Genomic DNA, 18,842 nt, shown 5'->3' on the forward strand with positions numbered 1-18,842 from the left:
GCAAGTGCTTCCCGGCTTGGTAGTGGACAGGAACATCCGCGTCTCTCTTGCGTTGTCCTCGCTCTGGTCAGACGGGTCTCTCCGGTTGTATGGAGCCGATGTCTGACTTCGGATTGGAGCCCTATGGAAAAGAAGCAGAACGACGCAAGCCGCGACAACGCAACCCTGATCACCCACGGATCGGCGAGCCTGCCCTCGGTGACGATCGACGGCTATAATCTCGAGTTGCGCGACAAGAACGGCTTTATCGGCGACCGGGCTAGCAAGTCCGCCTTCCAGGCAAAGCTCAACGAGTGGCGCCAGCGCATCCGCAACGGTGGGGATGACCCGCTCGGCGATGTCGCGACGAAAGACATGTCGAAGAAGCAGATCGACGCATTGCTGACTGGAGACAACAAGGAAGCAGCTGCGCTGGTCATGGGCGCCGTCGAGGACTTTGCTGGCGAACTCGGCCATGTGCTCGGGAAGTTCTTGAAACAAGATAGCTGGAAGGGTACCGAGAGAATCGTCGTCGGCGGCGGCCTCAAGGAGAGCGGCTTCGGCGAACTGGCAATTGCCCGCGCCATGGTGCTGCTGAAAAGCGAGGGTTTCAAGGTCGAGCTCACCCCGATCGCCCACCACCCTGACGAAGCCGGTCTGATAGGCGCTGCGCACCTGATGCCGGGATGGATGCTCGAAGGCTATGATGCGATCCTCGCGGTCGATATCGGCGGCACCAACATCCGGGCCGGCATCGTGGAAATGCGTCTCAAGGACCATCCTGATTTATCCAGGGCCAGTGTCTGGAAGTTCGACCTCTGGCGGCACGCAGACGAGGCACCGAAGCGCAGTGCCACGGTTGAAAGGTTGGCCGGCATGCTGGAAAGTCTCATCAGAAAGGCTGAAAAGGCCAAGCTGACACTGGCGCCCGTCATTGGCATTGCGTGCCCAGGGGTTATAGAAAGTGACGGCTCTATTGCCCGTGGCGGGCAGAACTTGCCCGGCGGCAACTGGGAGAGCGAGAAATTCAATCTGGGCGAGGCCCTGACCAAGGCTATCCCGCAGATCGGCAGCCACGATACTTTGGTGGTTATCCACAACGACGCCGTCGTGCAGGGTCTTTCGCAAACGCCTTTCATGCAGGATACAAAAAAATGGGGTGTGGTGACCATTGGCACGGGGCTCGGAAATGCGCGCTTTACCAACAAAGCGCCGAAGGAAAATTCTGACAAAAGCAAGACTTGACGTTAGATAGAAGGTCAGAGAACCATCAGACTGCGGCGCCATTCTTTGGACATTGGCTTAGAGAGACATATCAATGGCGCATGATCATCATGACCACCACGACCACTCCCATGATCACGCGCACGACAGCCATTCGCATGTCTCCGGCCTCGGCCACAGTCATGTGCCGGCAAACTTCGGCAAGGCATTTGCGATCGGCGTCGGCTTGAATATCGCCTTCGTGCTGGTCGAAGTGATCTATGGTATCGCCAGCAATTCGGTGTCGTTGCTGGCCGATGCCGGGCACAATCTTTCCGATGCGCTCGGGCTCTGCGTTGCCTGGGCGGCGGTTATCCTTGCCAAGCGCAATCCCACCCAGCGTTTCACATTCGGGCTCGGCGGCAGCTCCATCCTTGCCGCGCTGTTCAACGCGGTCTTCCTGCTTGTGGTGGTCGGCGGTCTCAGCTGGGAGGCGATCGGCCGTATATTCGAGCCGCAGCCTGTCGCCGGAAAGACGGTGATGATCGTCGCAGCCTGCGGCATTGCGATTAACGGCTTCTGCGCCTGGTTGTTCTCCTCCGGCGGAGGCGATCTCAACGTGCGCGGCGCCTTCATGCATATGGCAGCGGATGCCTTGGTTTCGCTCGGCGTGGTGATCGGCGGACTGCTGATCCTCCTGACCGGCTGGCACTGGATAGACCCCGTCATGAGCGTGGCGATTAATATCGTCATTATCGTCGGCACCTGGAGCCTGCTTACCGGCTCGATCACCATGACATTGAATGCCGTTCCTGCTGGCATCGACATAGTCGAGGTCCGTGCGTTCTTGAGCAAACTGCCCGGCGTGGCTTCGGTACACGACCTGCATGTTTGGTCGCTGAGCACGACCGATACGGCGCTTACCTGCCATCTCGTCACGCCTGCCGGCCATCCTGGCGACGAGGTGCTGGAGGAGGCAGCCAGGGGCCTGCAGCGTCGCTTCGGCATTGGCCACGCGACTTTCCAGCCCGAACTTGACCGTTGTTCCCTTGAAAATACGCCGCACCAACACATCTAAAGGCGCCTGACGGTTATCATGTGGGTCCCATCGAGTGGCCCCGGCTGGCGCAATGACGCAAAAATTCGCTTCAGCTGCTTTTTTCTATGGCGAAAACGCCATGATATGATAGGACGCCGTTGGCAAAGCGATCGCGTCAGTATATGACGCGTCGTCGCCGACCTTTATTGAAAGGGCCGGCCGAGAATTACGACAGCGCAGCGGCCTTGCGAAATAGGGAATATTTCCTTTCGCATGACGATCTGCTGCCGAATGCGAATAAACAAGCGCAGGTCACGCGCCAGCAGCGACCGCGAATGTCAACAAAAGGATAGAAGTTTGCAAGTTCTAGTTAGAGACAACAACGTCGATCAGGCTCTCCGCGTCCTCAAGAAGAGAATGCAGCGCGAAGGTCTCTTCCGCGAAATCAAGGCACGCATGGCTTACGAAAAGCCATCGGAAAAGCGCGCTCGCGAAAAGGCTGAAGGTATTGCACGTCACCGCAAGCTTGCCCGCAAGAAGCTGCAGCGCGAAGGTCTGATCCCAGGTCCTAAGAAGGCTGTATACACACGCGGCGGCGAAGCCGGCGCTGGCGCCAACAAGGCTTAATTGCCTGACGATTGGATCTCGGCCCGACTGAACGGTTTGCACCTCTGTGCAGCTATGCGTCGGGCACGACGCTAGTCGTTGACGTCCTTCTTCCTTTTGCCAATAGAATTGAGACGCTTGTCGTGCGCGCGACAAGCGTTTTTCTGCGTTTCGCTTGCCTTCGTCTTTGCGAGATAGTAGGTCTTTTCCATGGAGGAGGCGCCTCGGACAAGTCGTATTTGCTGTCGAGAAATCACCATCGGCCTCAGCCGCGTGGGCGATCGCAATGTGAGAGGTTTTCGACCCGCCAGACTATCCTTCCGATAGGTCACCCAGGCACAACAGACGGAGATGACGATGGCTAAAGGTCAGATGAAGAGCAACCGCGAAACGCGCAAGCCAAAGAAGGACAAGGCGGATGTCAAGTCGGCAACGCCTGTCGGCTCGCAGGTCAAGCAGGCGGAAAGCAGCCTGAAGCTCGGCAAGAAAGACAAGTAACTCCGACAACACGACGTCAAGGCACAGCGTCGGCCTGCGATCCTCGAGATAGGCAGGCCGCAGCGACGCTGATAAACAACCAATATTGCTGCCGGACTTCACGGCTCCCCACACTGATCCTGTATTGTCGCAAGATAATCTGGAACACCGGCTATCAGCACTGGAAAATCTCCGGTTCATGGCCCAAAGTCAGCCTCGCGAAGCCTGGTTCCAGGCATCTCCCTGGCTTACTGGCAGGACAACGCTCCCTTTGTCGCACTTGCCCACCGAGGTTCCATGGCCCGCGTGCTCGTTCTGTTTGCTCATCCCGGCCAGCGCCATTCGAAGATCAACGTCGCAATGGCAAAGACCGCGCGGTCCATCGAAGGCATCACCTTCGTTGATCTCTATGCCGAATACCCGACCTTCAATATCGATATAGACCTGGAACAGGCGCGGCTGCTGGAGCACGATGTCCTGGTGCTGCAGTTCCCGATCTACTGGTATTCGACGCCGTCTCTTCTGAAGGAATGGCAGGATCTGGTGCTGGAATACGGTTTTGCCTATGGGCACGACGGAGATCGACTGAAGGGCAAGCGCTTCCTGGTGGCCGCAACGGCCGGCGGGGATGAACAGGCCTACCATCCGCAGGGAAGCAATCATTTCGGCTTCCGCACTCTTTTGTCTCCACTCGAGCAGACAGCCAATCTTTGCCAGATGGAGTTCGTCGCACCATTCGTGCTGTTTTCGGCGGGTAAAGGTGCCTCCGACGGCCGAGGGGCGCGGCATGTCGCGGATTACCGCGCTTTGCTGGAATCGCTGCGCGACGATCGGTTCGACTACGAAGCGGCGCGCCATGTCGATGTGCTGCACCACGATACTCTTCCCATTCAAGGTGGTGCGCGATGAGCGGCTTTGTCTTCCAGGCTTTCGTCTATCTCCTCGCCGCCGTCGTCTCGGTGCTGGTCGCCAAGCGTCTCGGCCTTGGTTCGGTGCTGGGTTACCTCATCGCCGGCGTGCTGATCGGGCCGGTCTTTCATCTGATCGGCAACGAGACGAAGGATCTGCAGCATTTTGCGGAGTTCGGCGTCGTCATGATGCTGTTCCTCGTCGGGCTCGAGCTGCAGCCGCGCGCGCTTTGGGAAATGCGGGCAAAGCTGGTCGGCCTCGGCGGTCTTCAGGTGGTGGGTACTGCGGCGATCGTTACGGCGATCGGCATGGCGTTCGGGCAGGTCTGGAGTGTGGCACTCACTGTGGGCTTCATTTTCTCCCTGTCGTCGACCGCAATCGTATTGCAGACCCTTGGAGAAAAAGGCCTTCTGAAATCCGACGGTGGCCAGGCAAGCTTTTCCGTCCTGCTGTTCCAGGATATCGCCGTAATCCCCATGCTGGCATTCATTCCGCTGTTGGCGCTGCCTGAACTCAGTCATCATGCGCAGGATGTCGCTGCAGCCTCCGGCGGCCACGAAAGCGTCAGTCTCCTCGACGGCCTGCCGGCATGGCAGGTGGCGATCATTACCCTTGCCGCCGTTGCCTTCGTGGTCGTCGCCGGGCATTACCTGTCGCGGCCCATCTTCAGGATCATCGCTGCCGCCAGGCTGCGCGAGATTTTCACGGCGGCAGCCTTGCTGCTGGTCATCGCCATCGCCCTGCTAATGTCTGTCGTCGGCCTGTCGCCGGCGCTCGGCACTTTTCTTGCCGGCGTGGTGCTGGCCAACAGCGAATTCCGCCACGAGCTGGAGAGCGACATCGAGCCCTTCAAGGGCCTGCTGCTCGGCCTCTTCTTCATCACCGTCGGTGCCAGTATCGATTTTGCGTTGCTATGGGCTCATCTTGGCGTCGTCCTGGGCCTGACGGTGGCGCTGATGGCAGTCAAGGTCGGCGTGCTCTATGGCCTGGCGCAGTCCTTCAAGCTGCGCGGCTCCGACAAATGGCTGTTCGCGCTCGGCCTGGCGCAGGCGGGCGAGTTCGGCTTCGTGCTCTTGTCCTTCACCGTGCAGAATGCCGTTCTTCCACCGGATATCGCTGCCGTTCTTCCACCGGATATCGCTGCCGTTCTGCTGTTGGTGGTCGCGCTGTCCATGATGCTGACGCCGGCGTTGTTCATCATGCTCGATAAGGTCATCCTGCCGCGCTACAATCGGCAGCAGGCGGAAGAGGCCGACGAGATCACCGAGCCTGGCTCGGTTATCATTGCCGGCGTCGGGCGTTTTGGCCAGATCATCAATCGGCTGCTGCTGGCCAATGGCTACAAGACCGTAGTTCTCGACCATCGGGCCGATGTCGTCGAAGGCGTGCGCAAGTTCGGTGTGCGGTCGTTTTTCGGAGATGCCGGGCGTCCGGATCTGCTGCACGCTGCAGGTCTGTCGAGCGCCAAGCTGCTGATCGTCGCGATCGACGATGTCGAGCGGACAATAGAGATCGTCAAGCATGCGCGCCGGGAAAATCCGCAGTTGCACATCATTGCCCGCGCCTTTGACCGCGGACACGTCTACCGTCTCTACCAGGCCGGTGCGAACGACATTGTGCGGGAAATGTTCGACAGTTCGGTGCGGGCCGGCGGTTACGCGCTATCGGCGCTCGGCATGCACGCCTACGAAGTCGAGAAGAGCAAGGCCGTCTTCGTCAAGCAGGACCGATGGGGCCTTCGCCAGCTGGCGCCCCTGTGGCGAGAGGATATCGAGGTCTTCAACAACCCCGAATACATCGCCCGGTCAAAGGAGATCGGCGAAATCCTCGATGCCGCCATGCTGGGCGACCGTAGCGCCCTGCACGACAGGACGGAGCGCGGCTGGATGCCGCCCGGCGCTCGTGAGCGGCCGGACGAAGAAGACGCGCCCGCCGCCTAGCGACGCGTCAATCTCAGCGGTGGTCGAGCTTGGCGACCAGCCGGTCCCCGAACCACTGCATGGCGCAGACGATGACAATCAGCACGGCAACCACGGCGACCATCACACTGGTCTCGAACCGCTGGTAGCCATAGCGGATGGCAAGGTCGCCAAGCCCGCCGGCCCCGATCGCACCGGCCATGGCCGACGCGCCGATCAGTGTCACCAGCGTCACCGTGAAGCCTGCAACCAGGCCCGGCATCGCTTCCGGCACCAGTACCTCGCGGACGATTGTCCAGCGGTTTCCGCCCATCGCCCGCACGGCGTCGATCAGGCCGTGATCGACCTCGCGTAGCGAAACTTCCGCAATGCGGGCGTAATACGGGATAGCCGCGATGGCGAGCGGCACGATGGCAGCCGTCGTTCCGAGCGCCGTACCGACAATCAGGCGTGTCAGAGGTATCAATGCCACCAGCAGGATAATGAAAGGCACTGACCGGAAGCCGTTGATGATGGCGCCGAGAATGCTGTTGATCCAGCGGTGTTCGGCAATGCCGCCTTGCCCCGTCGTCACCAGAGCCAGCCCGAGCGGCAGACCGACGATGAGGGAAATCAGCCCGGAGGCGACAGTCATGACGATCGTCTCCCAGATGGAGCGGCCGAGCAGTTCAAGCATGATCGGTGTCATAGCCAAGCACCTCCACCCGCGCGGAGCGGGTTTTTAGAAACTGTTGTACGTCGCCGGCAAGCGCCGGATTTCGTGTCGGCACGGCAATGAAGAACCGCGCCACCGGCTGGTTCTGGATATGGTCTATCCCGCCATGCACCAGCCGGTAGGAATTCGGCAGTGCCGTCGACAGGTCGTTGAAGACGGCTCCCTGCGCTGCGGGTCCGGCAACATCGACGCTGATGATCGCTTCCGTTCCCGATGTCTGAGAAAGGCGCTGCAGGATATGATCCGGCAGTTGCGGGCGAATGCCTTCAAGCAGGCTCTGGGTGATCGGCTGCTGCGGATCCGAGAAGACGGACCAGACACGGCCCTCCTCGACGATCCGGCCGGCATCGATGACGGCAACGCGGTCGGCAACTGAGCGGACGACTTCCATCTCGTGAGTGACCAGCAGGATTGTCAGGCCGAGCTTCTGATTGATGTCCTTGAGCAGCGCCAGTATGGCCCGCGTTGTCTCGGGGTCGAGCGCCGAGGTGGCCTCGTCGGAGAGAAGCAGTGCCGGTCGTGCCGCCAGCGCCCGGGCGATCCCGACCCGCTGCTTCTGGCCGCCGGAGAGCTCCGAGGGATAGGCCTTCGCCTTGTCGGCCAGGCCGACGAGATCCAGAAGTTCACCGGCGCGCTTCAGGCGCTCAGTCTTGCCGATGCCTTCGATCTTCAGCGGCAGTGCGACGTTTTCCTCGACGGTCTTTGCCGAAAGCAGGTTGAAATGCTGGAAGATCATGCCGATCCGCCGGCGCATCGGCTGCAGATCCTGCTCCGCCAGTCCGGTGATGTCGCGGCCTTCGATCTCAATCCGTCCACTGTCGGCTCGCTCCAATCCATTGAGGCAGCGGATCAGCGTTGACTTGCCGGCGCCGCTGCGACCGATGATGCCGAGGATCTCGCCGCGATGGACGGTGAGCGAAATGCCGTCCAGCGCCGGCGTGGTGCCGAAGCGACGGGCGACATCTGTCAGCCGGACAACCTCCTCTGTGGTTGCTAGCGACTGCGCCTCGGCTGCGGTCGGAATATCGTTCATTGTCTTTTCCTTCATGCCTTCACGTCAAGGCGGCCCGGAATGACCCGGGCCGCCTTGGTCGATAGCTGTTGTCGCGCAGATATCAATAGGCGCTGATGCCGGTGCCCTTATAGACTTTGTCGAACTCGGCCTTGACGTCAGGGTTCTGGTAGGAGGCGACCAGCGTCTTCACCCATTCCTGGTTCTCGTTACCCTGCTTGACGGCGATGAAATTGCGGTAGGGATTGTCGGAGACAGGCTCCTGGGTAATGCGGTCATCGGCCGACAGGCCGCTCTTCAGCGCCCAGTCGGTATTGACGACAGCGGCATCGAGATCGTCGATCGAGCGGCCGACGATGCCGGCATCGAGTTCTTTGATCTCGATTTTCTTGGGGTTCTCGGAAACGTCGGCGACAGTGGCCAGAATCCCGGTGCCGTCCTTAAGCTTGATCAGGCCGGCGGTCTGCAGCACGCGCAGCGCGCGGCCCTCGTTCGACGGATCGTTCGGCACGCCGATCACGGCGCCATTCGGGATCTCGCCGACGGACTTGTATTTCTTGGTGTAGAGACCGATCGGCCAGACGCCGGTGTAGCCGACGCGGACGATATGGTAGCCATGCGTCTTGATCTGGTTGTCGAGATAGGGCTGGTGCTGGAAGGCATTGGCATCGATCTCGCCGCGCTCAAGCGCCTCGTTCGGCTGGGTGTAGTCGTTGAAGGCTACGGTCTCGATCTTCAGGCCCTTCTTGGCTGCCTCGGCGGTCACAACACGCCAGACGTCCTCGTCCTCGCCACTCATGATGCCGACCTTGATCGACTTGTCTGCGGCCAGACTAGACTGCGGCAAGGCCGCAACTCCAATGATGGCTGCCGCCGACGCAATCATCACGGCAAGGCCAGCGCGACGCGACAGGCTGGAGGTCAAAAGATTGAATTTGAATGTCTTGGTCATTGTTTCATCCCGTCAAAATCGCGGGGCTTTCCGCCCCTTCACGCCGAGACAATCGCAAATGGGAGATCCCTATACCAAGCACGATCATCTGTTGTTGGCGCAAGGACAGGAAAACCTGTGTTGCCGTGGAGCGATCGACGCCGCATTTATTTCAGCACACCGCCACCGCCGTAGGCGCGCCGATCTGAAGATTACCCCTCTACACCGGCGATGGACCTTGCCACGTCCCGCGCCTGCGTGCGTATATCGGGCACCGCCGTAATCTCCCAGAACTGTCCTGCCGTCAGCGCGCCGATTGCAAACAGTCCGTCCTGTTGACGACCGCCCGCATCGAGCACCCGCGAATGCCGGTCGACGACGATGCCCAGCCCCAGTTCATCGGCTGCGATCATGTCTTTCTCCAGCATTTCGCGGAGCAGGGGCGAATGGGCAATGCCGGCCCGCTCCATGCCCGTGCAGTTGACGACCCAGTCTGCGCGCAAGCAGGCCTCTTCCTGGCGGCCGCGTGGCCGGTAGTGAATGTCCAGTCCAACCTCCGACTGGCGGATCGCCTGCAGAAACCCTGCATGCGCTGTCACCGTCCCGTCTTTCACCAATCCATCGAACTCGCTGAACACGGCGGGCGCGATGCGGTGGCGGTGAATATTCCACCAGGCAAGTGCGTGGCGTAGAAACCGCGCTCGCTGGTCTTTGTCCAGCCTCTGCCAAAGCGCTTGGGTCTGCGAGCGCAGGCCGTCCATCAGGTCGCGCCAGTCCGTTCCATCGCGCACCTGCCTTCGCAACGCGTGCAGGACGGCACTCATCGCCATCGTGTCTGTCGGGAGGTCCGGTTTCGCCGGAGAATGATGCCCGGCGCGGTGCGAATGCGGCAGTAACCCGCGCCGCGAAAGCAGATGGATCGGCCCACGATGCCCATGCGCCCGGAGCGCAAGCACCTGGTCGACCATGGTGAGGCCCGAGCCGAGAATGCAGATCTCGTCCGAAGGCGCGACCTTCGAAAGTCAGCCCAGTCGCCATGGGTTGCGCACGATCCTGGGTTTTGCGGCAGCATCGAGGCTGCCCGATCCAAGCGGCAGCTCGGCATTTCCGACGCCGAGACAGAGGACGACGTTGCGTGCGGTCATTTCCGTCTGGTTGTCGAGATGGAAGATCACGCCCGAAGTTGCACACTCGACGCAGGCCCTCGCTTTCGCCTTGATGAAATCGACACCCGCACGGTTTGGTCTGTCGCGCAACAATGCAGCCAGCCGATCGCGCAGATAACGCCCGTAATCCCCCCGCGAGGCGAAGTCGTGGGTATCGACCAGTCGGTTCTCGGCGCGTAGCCACGCGACGAAATCGTCCGGTTCGTCCGGGAACACACTCATGCGACCCGCCGGCACATTCAGGCGGTGTAGATAGAATTCCGTTCTGTAAGCAGTCCCACGCCCGAACCCTGGATCGTCTCCTACCACGGCGATACGTGCCGATGATGGCAGTAGCCTGAGCAGATTGATCGTAACGGCTATAGCCGAAAACCCCGAGCCAACGACAGCGACATCATACGCCATATAGGCCCTCACTTGTGTTCATACGGATACCAGCTGCTATCGCAACATAGCCACATCTGGTACCGATTGCCGCGCAAGTCACTGAAATCGCGCGATAAAAATCGCAAATTTCAGTCAGATCTCGATTGTCGTCGGTTCCAAACTTACAGGAAATCGAAGCTGTGGCCAAGATGCCAGCCTCAGAACTAGCCGAGTTCGATGCCATGTCGCGCGATGAAATCGACCATTGCCCGGTCTTCGACGGCGTCTTTTTCGATTGCCTCGACGACGCCGAAGACTTTGCGCTCGTACTTCGTTCGCTCCGCATCATAGGACCACCCGCGCGTCACCTTCGCCTGAAGTTCGGCGCGTGATTTGCTGTAGTAGTGGTTGAGCTGCAAGAAACGATTGGAATAGAAGGCCGGCGACTTGCGGCCGGAGCGGGTGAATTGCTGGCCCGCATCGTTGACGGTGAGCTCTCCATGCTGGCGCGTCCTGAATTGGTGGACGCTGACTTCGACCACTTCGCAGGGATCGACGATGCATTTGAAGTTGGAAACGTTTTCCTGCCGTGTCAGCGGATCTGCGCCGCGCATCGTGTAGTTGGAAAGCAGCGGTCCATCTGGCTTTACGACATGACCTGATGTGCCGAACATATGCCAGGGCAGGGAGACATTCGGAAAGCCGCCGGCGCCTTCCAGCGCCTGCTCGATGGTCGAGCCCTGTTTGGGCAACAGGAATTCATCGACATCGATGAACGCCATGCGGCTGTAAAGGCTGCCGAAGTTGAGAATAGCGTGAGCAAAGGCAATCGTCTGGCCATTCAGCAACTGTCCACTTGCCGTATCCGACATGCGGGCGATCCAAGGAACGATTGTCAGGGCATTGGCTGGAAGGAGATCCGACAGAAGCGCCCGCGTACCGTCCGTCGAGCCGTCATCGTAGATATAAAAATGGTCCACGCCAACGGCACGATGGAAGCGGATCCACTCTTCGATATAGACTGCCTCGTTCTTGACGCAGGCCATGATCGCAATGCCATGGCGGCCGGGAGCAGGCGCCGGCGGTACGATCGAAAGCTTTCGTGTGAGCGGCCTTGCCGACTTGAACCAACCCATTGAGGCCTCTTTTCGCGAATGGGACTGCCGAATCGCAGCGCTGTTGCGACAGCATATCCACCCGCCAGCCCCCTAGGGCAAGTCGCGCTGCCGATGATGCTTACTAACAAAATAGCGTCGCAATTCTGTCGACAAATGCGATATCCGTCCTATTTCGCGTCGAAGCTGCAACTTGACTTTCGAAAGCGGGAGTTACAAGCATCAGGCCGTAGTTTTGATAACGGTGGCTACTGTAACAATATCTGTTGCTTTGCGAGGTGACGGCTTTTTGGCCTAGCACCTGGCACATGGACGATAGCGGAGAGATCATGATCGATAATTTAGCGCGTATTTTCGTCGGCTTCGATTCCAAGGAAGTCGTAGCCTACCACGTTCTCACGCAGAGCATCGTCGAACATTCATCCATTCCTGTGGCGTTCTCGCCGATCGTGCTGAGCAATCTCGGCGACCTCTTTACCCGCGAACGCAATGCCCTGCAGTCTACCGAGTTTTCCTTCTCGCGCTTTCTGGTCCCGCACCTTTGCAACTACGAAGGCTGGAGCATCTTCATGGATTGCGACATGCTGGCGCGTACCGACATCGCCGAGCTCTGGAACCTGCGCGACGACCGCTATGCAGCGATGTGCGTCAAGCACGATTACCAGCCCAAGGTTGAAACCAAGTTTCTCGGCCAGACCCAGACCAAGTACGAGAAGAAAAACTGGTCCAGCCTGATCATGTTCAACAACGCCAAGTGCCGCGCGCTGACGAAGGAATTCGTCAACACAGCGACCGGCCTCGAACTGCACCAGTTCAAATGGCTGGAAAGCGACGACCAGATCGGCGAACTGCCGGTAACCTGGAATTACCTGGTCAACGAATACGATCACCGCCCTGATGCAAAGATCGTCCACTTCACCGACGGCGGCCCTTATTTCGACGAACACCGCAACGACGATTACTCGGAAGAATGGTTCGCGATGCGCGACCGCGTCCTCTCCGTTCAGCAGAAATAAGTATTCGTGGAACCCGTTTCAGGCAATGAACAAGCGCCTGGCAGTTCTCTGCCAGCGGCCGGCTCTCTTTCAGGGATCACCGAGGTCAAGGATTGGCAAGCGATTTTCGCGGCCTTCTCCCATGTCGTTCTCGTTGCCAACAGCGATACGGTCGATATCGCCGGGCTTCAGAAGCAATATCCGCCCAGCACCCTCTTCGTGTTTTTCAACAAGGTCTACAAGGTGCTGGACGCGCCCTTTCAAGGCAACGCGCTGCTGATATCGCGCGGCAGCTCCAAAGGTGCCAACATTGTCTACCGGCGAGAAGTTGGCGACGTCGTCAAGTTCTTCCCTCGGGATCGTTTCCTCGGCATCATGAATATTCGGCTTAACACCGAGGAGAAATTCAATACCGCCGCCGAATTTGAAAACACGCCCACCGGCCATCTCGATCTGAGCGGGTTCTGCAACGACTTCTATCCCGAGGACAAGGTGCCGACCAGCGGCTTTGCCATTGCCCTGTGGCTCAGCGACCTGAAATTGCCCGGCACCATTGTCCTTGCCGGGTTTTCCGCGCGTCGCAGTCAGCAATGGAAGGTCGTTTCCGTTCACGACTGGAGTTTCGAGCAAGTCTTCTTGCGCCTTTTTGCGCGCATGGGGAAAATCTCTGTCCATGGCGGCATCTCACAAAATGCCTACGCAGCCTTGGCAAAACGTTTCCCGGATATTCCGTCGTCGGAAATTTCAATGGCGATTGCCGATGTCTTGTCCGAGCGTCTCGGCAACGCCAATGCCGAGATCGACAAACTGATATCCCTCACCAATGTCATTCGCGACATCGATAATTTCTTCCGTCGCCTGCGGCCGCGTTTTCTAAAGCGACGCTGAGACGGTATTCCTCCCAAAAAAGATGGCTATGCCCGGCTCATTTTCCGACCTCAAAAAACTTCTTTACCGGAACATCAAATACCGGCTGACGCGCCCGTCGCCGCCGACAGTTACACCGCGCTTCGCAGGCCCCGTGCTTGTCGTCGGTTCTGCGCCGGTCTCCCATAAACCGGCCGATTTCGACGACAGGTTTCGCGTCGTGACGATCAACGGTTCGCAGGCGGTGACTGAGGCCTGGGGCATCGAGGAGCCGGATGTTACCTTCGTGCAATTCAACCAGATCGAGGGCACCAACACCAACGCTGTAGAGGTTCGTCGCGTGCTCAACGGCAAGCGGACTGGAGCTTTGTTCGTCTTGCTCTGGCGCAAGGATGAGCGCGAACGGCTCGAAAGGGGTTTGCAGGCGTTCAATTACAAGCCGCGCACGCTGACGATCGTCGATCGGTACGAGCGAATGGCTTTGCTGGACCGCGTTGTCGGCCGCAAGAGTTTCGAGATGGATACCGATTCCAAGTGTTCCAATGGTATCAACGCCGTGCTCTTTGCCCTATACAACGGCGCCACGGCAGTGATCATCACCGGCATCAACCCCAACTCGGGCGGGCATGCCTACAATCAGGTGAATTTATCGCGTCAGCATGTTCGAATGGATCAGGAGATCCTTGTGAGACTGATGCAGCAGGGTTATCCCGTTTTTACCACTGACCCATCGGTGTCGGAGTCGATCGGCCTGCCGCTGTGGCAGGGCATTGAAAATGTCCAGCATGCAGGATTGTCTGGCGAGCGGAGCAATTCATGAACCCTTTTAAACCCGTCGTTGCGCTCTGTCGTCACATTGAGCAGCGCTTTGTGCCCTGGCCATTGCTGCTCATTATCCTACTGACGATTGCCGCCTTTTTATTCGGCTATCTCGCACCCTGAAGGAGCGGTCGACATCCTATGTCGCGACTGCCCTTAATTTTCGGCGTAAAAGTAAATGACGTCGCTGGCTCCTGGCTCTGATCTGCCGAAAAACGCGTCCCTCACGAGCGCGGCTTGAGCTTCTGCGGATCGTAATGGGCGAAAGGCACGATCACGGCTGGAAGGCGCTTTTGCTGGCCATCCAGCATGCCGATCTCGACCTCGGTTCCGATCCCGGCATGCACTACGTCCATCCGCGCCAAGGCAATGGTCTTCCTCAACAGCGGCGAGCGGGTCGCACTGGTGACGACACCGACCTGCGCCCGCCCGATATGCACGGTGTCTCCATGCCCAACCGTCTCGTTGGCATCGATATCGAGGCCGACAAGCCGGTAGCGGGGATTTTCCTTGCGGGCGAGCAGCGCGGTGCGTCCGATGAAATCCTCCGTCTTCGACTTCAGTGGCACGGTAAAGCCGATGCCGGCTTCAAAGGGATCGGTCTGGTCTGAAAATTCGTAATGCGCGAAGATCAGTCCGGCCTCGATGCGCACCATATCGAGTGCTTCGAGCCCCATCGGCTTGATGCCATGCTTCTGGCCGGCCTCCCACACGGCGTCGAACACGGAGATGGCATCCTTCGGATGACAAAAGATTTCGTAGCCGAGCTCGCCGGTATAGCCGGTTCGTGACACCACCACCGGTGCGCCTTCGAAATGACCGATCCGGCCGACTGCGAAACGGAACCAGTCAAGCTCGGAGATCGCTGGCTGCGTCGGCGCGGTCCAGACGATTTCCGCAACGATGTCCCTGCTTTTCGGCCCCTGCACGGCGATATTGTGCATCTGGTCGGTGGACGAGCGCACCCAGGCTTTGAAGCCCATCTTTTCCGCCTGCTCGCGCAGCCAGACGCCAGAGAAATCGTCGCCGCCGATAAAGCGGAAATTGTTCTCCGCCAACCGGAAGACGGTACCGTCGTCGATCATCCCACCGTTTTCGTAGCACATGGCGGTGTAGACGACTTGGCCGGGAGACAGCTTTCTGATGTCGCGGGTCATGCAATATTGCAGCAGGGCCTCGGCATCCGGCCCGGTGATCTCGAATTTCCGCAGTGGCGACAGGTCGATCACCACAGCCCGTTCGCGGCAGGCCCAGTATTCCTCGGTCGGTCCGTCGTTGTTGAAGCGGTTGGGCAGCCAATAGCCGCGATATTCGGCGTAATTCCGCGTCATTGCGGACAGGCGGGGATGGAAGGCGGTTTCCTGGGTCATGTCCGGCTCTGCATCGGGAGTCATTCTGGTCGCCACGGCTCGAGAGAATTTTCGGTCAGCGGAGTAGGTACGGACATGGATATCTGTGGGGTCCCAGCCGTTGGCGGCATCGATATCGTCGGGACATGACGAGGAGACGCAAACGAGATCGGTCAGTGCCCGCATCAGCACATAGTCGCCCGGCCGCGACCAGGGCTCGTCGAGGTAGAGCTGGTTCTGGTGGTCAATGTTGGTGTTGTAGAAATAGTTGATCGCCTCCCAGCCTTTGCGGGGAGCAATGCCAAAGGGCGACAATGCATCGTTGAAATTGTCGGTGCAATTGGCATGGCCGGGATAGCCCATGTCGTCATAGTAGCGGGAATTGCAGGCGGTGGCGAAGGCGTCGTGCCTTCCGACCGTGTCCTGGACGATTTCGACAAGCGGTTCGAAGTCTCGGTCAAAACATTTTGAGGGAAGACCGGGTGTCGGATAGCTGCGGCTGAGCAGCGTCCGTGTGACCGTGGCGTCGATGGCCCGGTCGAGCCCCTTGTCGACCTTGCGGGCGGCAAAAGCCTGGAAGTCGGTACATTGGCGGCCGGCGACATCGATGATCTGGATGAATTCGCCGGCGCGGACAAAATAGGCTGATGCCGATGCCGCCGCGATGCGCAGGTCCTGCAACGGATCGGCCATAGGCTCCGGCAGCGTCTCCTCGTAGCTGCGCGACAGGCGTGCGCGCTGTACCATGACAGAGATTGCCGTCGATGTGTCCTGCCGATCGAAATCCATGGGAGCGCCGGGTGCGGCGACGACCAGCAATCCATCCATTGTCATGGTCAGCGCGGCCGAAGACCCTGGTGCAGAGCCGCCACCGAAAACTGTCAGTGCAGCGGCCTTGCTGAGGTCTGCGCCGCGTCGCCTCAGCGCTGCGAGCGTTCGGCTGGCGCTATCGCCACCTTCGGAGAGGATATCCTGCAGGCCTGATGCAGTTCGCGAAAACGCCACGCCAAGTCCCGCCGCATTGAACTGGCCTGCCCCGTCGATGAACGTGATCTCGCAGAGCTGGCCGCCTTCGGTATCGGTGACGACAACTGTGTCGCCAGCGCTGACCCTGATCACGGTCGAGCCTCGCCCTTTCACCCGGTAGCGCTCGCCGCCGGGCCCAAGTGCCGGCATTCCGGGCCTGATGATCCGGCTGGCGCGGGGCGGCTGCAATACGTTGGCGGAATGGGGCATTCGAACCTCCGGCGAGCATCGGCCGCCTGATCTGCATGTTCTTATATATCCAAATTTTGGGATGGAACACAAAGAGAGACTTGACCCTCATGAAAAAAAATTCACTATGAGAAATAAGTGACGCGACCGCTTGAGACTGGGATCGATCAGGAGACGCTGTAAAAGCGCCCTGCCGAACAAAAGCGCCGCCACGATCCAACAAAAATACAAGGGAACGCGCATACCGCGCGACGCAAAAACTGGTCGAGGAGACTGCTATGGTAGCTTTCGTTGAAACCGAAGGGTCCGAAGCCGCGTCAAGCGGCGGGCTGATCCGATCCCTGGATTGGAAGGGCGCCTTCTGGGTTGCCGCCGGCGTCCCGCCGCTTGTGCTGTTCTCAATCGGCGGCATTGCCGGCACAACCGGAAAGCTGGCCTTCGTCGTCTGGATCATCTCCATGGTGATGGGCTTCCTGCAATCCTTCACCTACGCCGAAATCGCCGGCATGTTCGCCAACAAGTCCGGCGGCGCATCCGTCTACGGCGCCACCGCCTGGCTGCGTTATTCGAAGTTCATCGCGCCGCTATCCGTCTGGTGCAACTGGTTTGCCTGGTCGCCGGTGCTGTCGCTCGGCTGCGCCATTGCTGCGGGCTACATTCTCAATGCGCTCTTCCCGATCCCGGGCGCCGATTCGCAACTTGTCGTCTCCTGGATCGCCGCCCATGCCGGCAGCATCACGGCCGATAGCCCGAGGGTTGCCGAATGGCTGGCGACCAATACCGGCAAGACCCAGGCAGACGCGATTACCGCGCTGATGTCCGCCGATGGCATCGCTGCCTATACGCCATGGATCAGAAGCTGGTCGCTGGTGACTTTCAACATTCCGTTCCTCGCCAAGGCCAGCCTCAATGCCACCTTTGTCATCGGCGGCATTCTGATGCTGATCATCTTCGCCATCCAGCACCGCGGAATTCTTGGCACTGCCAGCGTTCAGAAGTGGCTGGCCATCATCGTTCTCCTCCCGCTGCTGATCATCGGCCTCTACCCGATCTTCAGCGGTCAGATCGACACGCTCAACGTCACCGGCCTGCTGCCGCCCACGGCTGCCTATTCCGGCGTCGATGGCACCTGGAGCAATGGCGGCTGGACACTGTTCCTTGGCGGTCTCTATATCGCCGCCTGGTCGACCTACGGCTTCGAGACCGCCGTCTGCTACACGCGCGAACTGAAAAACCCGAAGACAGATACGTTCAAGGCGATCTTCTATTCCGGCCTGCTCTGCTGCCTGTTCTTTTTCCTCATTCCATTCACGTTCCAGGCCGTACTTGGCCAGACGGGCATGCTGGCACCGGGGATCGTCGATGGAACGGGCGTCGGCGAGGCGCTTGGCGGGCTGGTGCATGGCGGCAAGATCGTCACGCAGTTACTGGTTATCCTGATGATCATGGCGCTCTTCCTGGCCATCATGACAGCGATGGCCGGCTCCTCGCGGACGCTCTATCAAGGCTCGAAGGACGGCTGGCTGCCGAAGTATCTTGATCACGTCAACGAGCACGGCGCACCGACGCGCGCCATGTGGACGGATTTTGCCTTCAACCTGTTCCTGCTGGCGATCGCCTCTGACACGGCCGGGTACTTCTTCGTACTGGCGGTATCCAATGTCGGTTACATCATCTTCAATTTTCTCAATCTCAATGCCGGCTGGATCCACCGTATGGATAGCGGCCACATCGAGCGCCCCTGGAAGGCGCCGACATGGCTGATCGGTCTCAACACGATACTGGCGTTCGTCAACGCATTGTTTCTTGGTGCCGGCGCCAAGGTCTGGGGATACTCCAATGCGCTCTGGGTCGGCTTCATCTTCGCAGCCCTGATCCTGCCGGTCTTCGCCTACCGCCATTTCGTCAGGGACGGCGGGAAATTTCCGGAAGGCGCGATGGAGGACCTCGGTCTCGTCGGCCAGGACCTCGGTGTGAAGAAAGCCGGTATCCTGCCATATGTAGCGCTGGCAGCAGGACTTGCGGTGGTGCTCGTCGCAAATGTCATCTTCCAGCTTCCGGCCTGAGCCTTGCAGACGACACGCGGCCTATGCCGCGTGTCTGAACTATCCGCATGCCTCACGCTGAGGTGAGACGTCCGCCCAGTTTCTCAAGGCCAGC

The 18,842-nt window shown here is 59.5% G+C and carries 16 protein-coding genes and 1 pseudogene; 11 read left to right on the forward strand and 6 right to left on the reverse strand.

Translation table 11 applies throughout. From position 1 onward, the window contains the following. Positions 1-123: 123 nt before the first annotated feature. The 6 genes from J5274_RS04565 to J5274_RS04590 all read left to right on the forward strand — a co-directional run bounded on the left by J5274_RS04565 (position 124) and on the right by J5274_RS04590 (position 6,153). A complete protein-coding gene (locus J5274_RS04565) occupies positions 124-1,224 on the forward strand; it encodes an ROK family protein (protein WP_142830186.1) in 1,101 nt (366 codons plus the stop codon). Positions 1,225-1,297: 73 nt separating this feature from the next. Further along, positions 1,298-2,260: a cation diffusion facilitator family transporter gene (locus J5274_RS04570; RefSeq protein WP_142830188.1), complete on the forward strand. Its 963-nt coding sequence runs from the start codon at positions 1,298-1,300 to the stop codon at positions 2,258-2,260. A gap of 318 nt (positions 2,261-2,578) precedes the next feature. Further along, positions 2,579-2,848, forward strand: coding sequence for a 30S ribosomal protein S21 (gene rpsU, locus J5274_RS04575; protein ID WP_142830190.1), 270 nt, complete (start codon positions 2,579-2,581; stop codon positions 2,846-2,848). A 336-nt stretch (positions 2,849-3,184) separates the two neighbouring features. Then, positions 3,185-3,325: a hypothetical protein gene (locus tag J5274_RS04580; protein ID WP_162854774.1), complete on the forward strand. Its 141-nt coding sequence runs from the start codon at positions 3,185-3,187 to the stop codon at positions 3,323-3,325. A 276-nt stretch (positions 3,326-3,601) separates the two neighbouring features. Further along, a complete protein-coding gene (locus J5274_RS04585) occupies positions 3,602-4,213 on the forward strand; it encodes an NAD(P)H-dependent oxidoreductase (protein WP_219274772.1) in 612 nt (203 codons plus the stop codon). Then, entirely contained in the window at positions 4,210-6,153 is a 1,944-nt protein-coding gene (locus tag J5274_RS04590) for a monovalent cation:proton antiporter-2 (CPA2) family protein (RefSeq protein ID WP_219274773.1), read from the forward strand. The genes J5274_RS04585 and J5274_RS04590 overlap by 4 nt, the downstream gene beginning before the upstream one ends. 13 nt (positions 6,154-6,166) lie before the next feature. Here J5274_RS04590 and J5274_RS04595 read toward each other — a convergent pair whose 3' ends face one another. From J5274_RS04595 to J5274_RS04615, 5 genes and pseudogenes are all read right to left on the reverse strand, one after another. Continuing rightward, positions 6,167-6,820, reverse strand: a complete 654-nt coding sequence (locus J5274_RS04595) for a methionine ABC transporter permease (protein ID WP_142830196.1) — start codon at positions 6,818-6,820, stop codon at positions 6,167-6,169. Further along, positions 6,801-7,880: a methionine ABC transporter ATP-binding protein gene (locus J5274_RS04600; RefSeq protein WP_142830198.1), complete on the reverse strand. Its 1,080-nt coding sequence runs from the start codon at positions 7,878-7,880 to the stop codon at positions 6,801-6,803. Before J5274_RS04600 ends, J5274_RS04595 begins: the two co-directional genes overlap by 20 nt. 82 nt (positions 7,881-7,962) lie before the next feature. Then, a complete protein-coding gene (locus J5274_RS04605; protein WP_142830200.1) occupies positions 7,963-8,811 on the reverse strand; it encodes a MetQ/NlpA family lipoprotein in 849 nt (282 codons plus the stop codon). 191 nt (positions 8,812-9,002) lie between these two features. Beyond that, a pseudogene (locus J5274_RS04610) lies at positions 9,003-10,361 on the reverse strand (FAD/NAD(P)-binding protein). 185 nt (positions 10,362-10,546) lie between these two features. Then, positions 10,547-11,458, reverse strand: coding sequence for a glycosyltransferase family 92 protein (locus tag J5274_RS04615; protein WP_142830204.1), 912 nt, complete (start codon positions 11,456-11,458; stop codon positions 10,547-10,549). Between the two features lie 308 nt (positions 11,459-11,766). Here J5274_RS04615 and J5274_RS04620 point away from each other — a divergent pair, with 308 nt between their 5' ends. The 4 genes from J5274_RS04620 to J5274_RS28720 are packed head-to-tail and all read left to right on the forward strand — an operon-like array spanning position 11,767 to position 14,241. Continuing rightward, positions 11,767-12,453: a glycosyltransferase gene (locus J5274_RS04620; protein WP_161990963.1), complete on the forward strand. Its 687-nt coding sequence runs from the start codon at positions 11,767-11,769 to the stop codon at positions 12,451-12,453. 6 nt (positions 12,454-12,459) lie between these two features. Next, positions 12,460-13,320, forward strand: coding sequence for a 3-deoxy-manno-octulosonate cytidylyltransferase (locus tag J5274_RS04625; RefSeq protein ID WP_161990964.1), 861 nt, complete (start codon positions 12,460-12,462; stop codon positions 13,318-13,320). A gap of 28 nt (positions 13,321-13,348) precedes the next feature. After that, entirely contained in the window at positions 13,349-14,119 is a 771-nt protein-coding gene (locus J5274_RS04630; protein WP_142830206.1) for a membrane-anchored protein, read from the forward strand. Then, positions 14,116-14,241 (forward strand): hypothetical protein, encoded by a 126-nt coding sequence (locus J5274_RS28720; protein WP_257625651.1) that lies wholly within the window; start codon positions 14,116-14,118, stop codon positions 14,239-14,241. Before J5274_RS04630 ends, J5274_RS28720 begins: the two co-directional genes overlap by 4 nt. Positions 14,242-14,342: 101 nt before the next feature. Here J5274_RS28720 and J5274_RS04635 read toward each other — a convergent pair whose 3' ends face one another. Next, entirely contained in the window at positions 14,343-16,703 is a 2,361-nt protein-coding gene (locus tag J5274_RS04635) for a DUF1989 domain-containing protein (protein WP_142830208.1), read from the reverse strand. A gap of 257 nt (positions 16,704-16,960) precedes the next feature. On the opposite strand from J5274_RS04635, the gene J5274_RS04640 reads away from it, so the two are divergent. Then, positions 16,961-18,748, forward strand: a complete 1,788-nt coding sequence (locus J5274_RS04640) for an APC family permease (protein WP_219274774.1) — start codon at positions 16,961-16,963, stop codon at positions 18,746-18,748. Positions 18,749-18,842 lie beyond the last annotated feature (94 nt).

The sequence above is a fragment of the Rhizobium sp. L51/94 genome, from assembly GCF_019355555.1.
Lineage (GTDB): Bacteria > Pseudomonadota > Alphaproteobacteria > Rhizobiales > Rhizobiaceae > Rhizobium > Rhizobium rhododendri.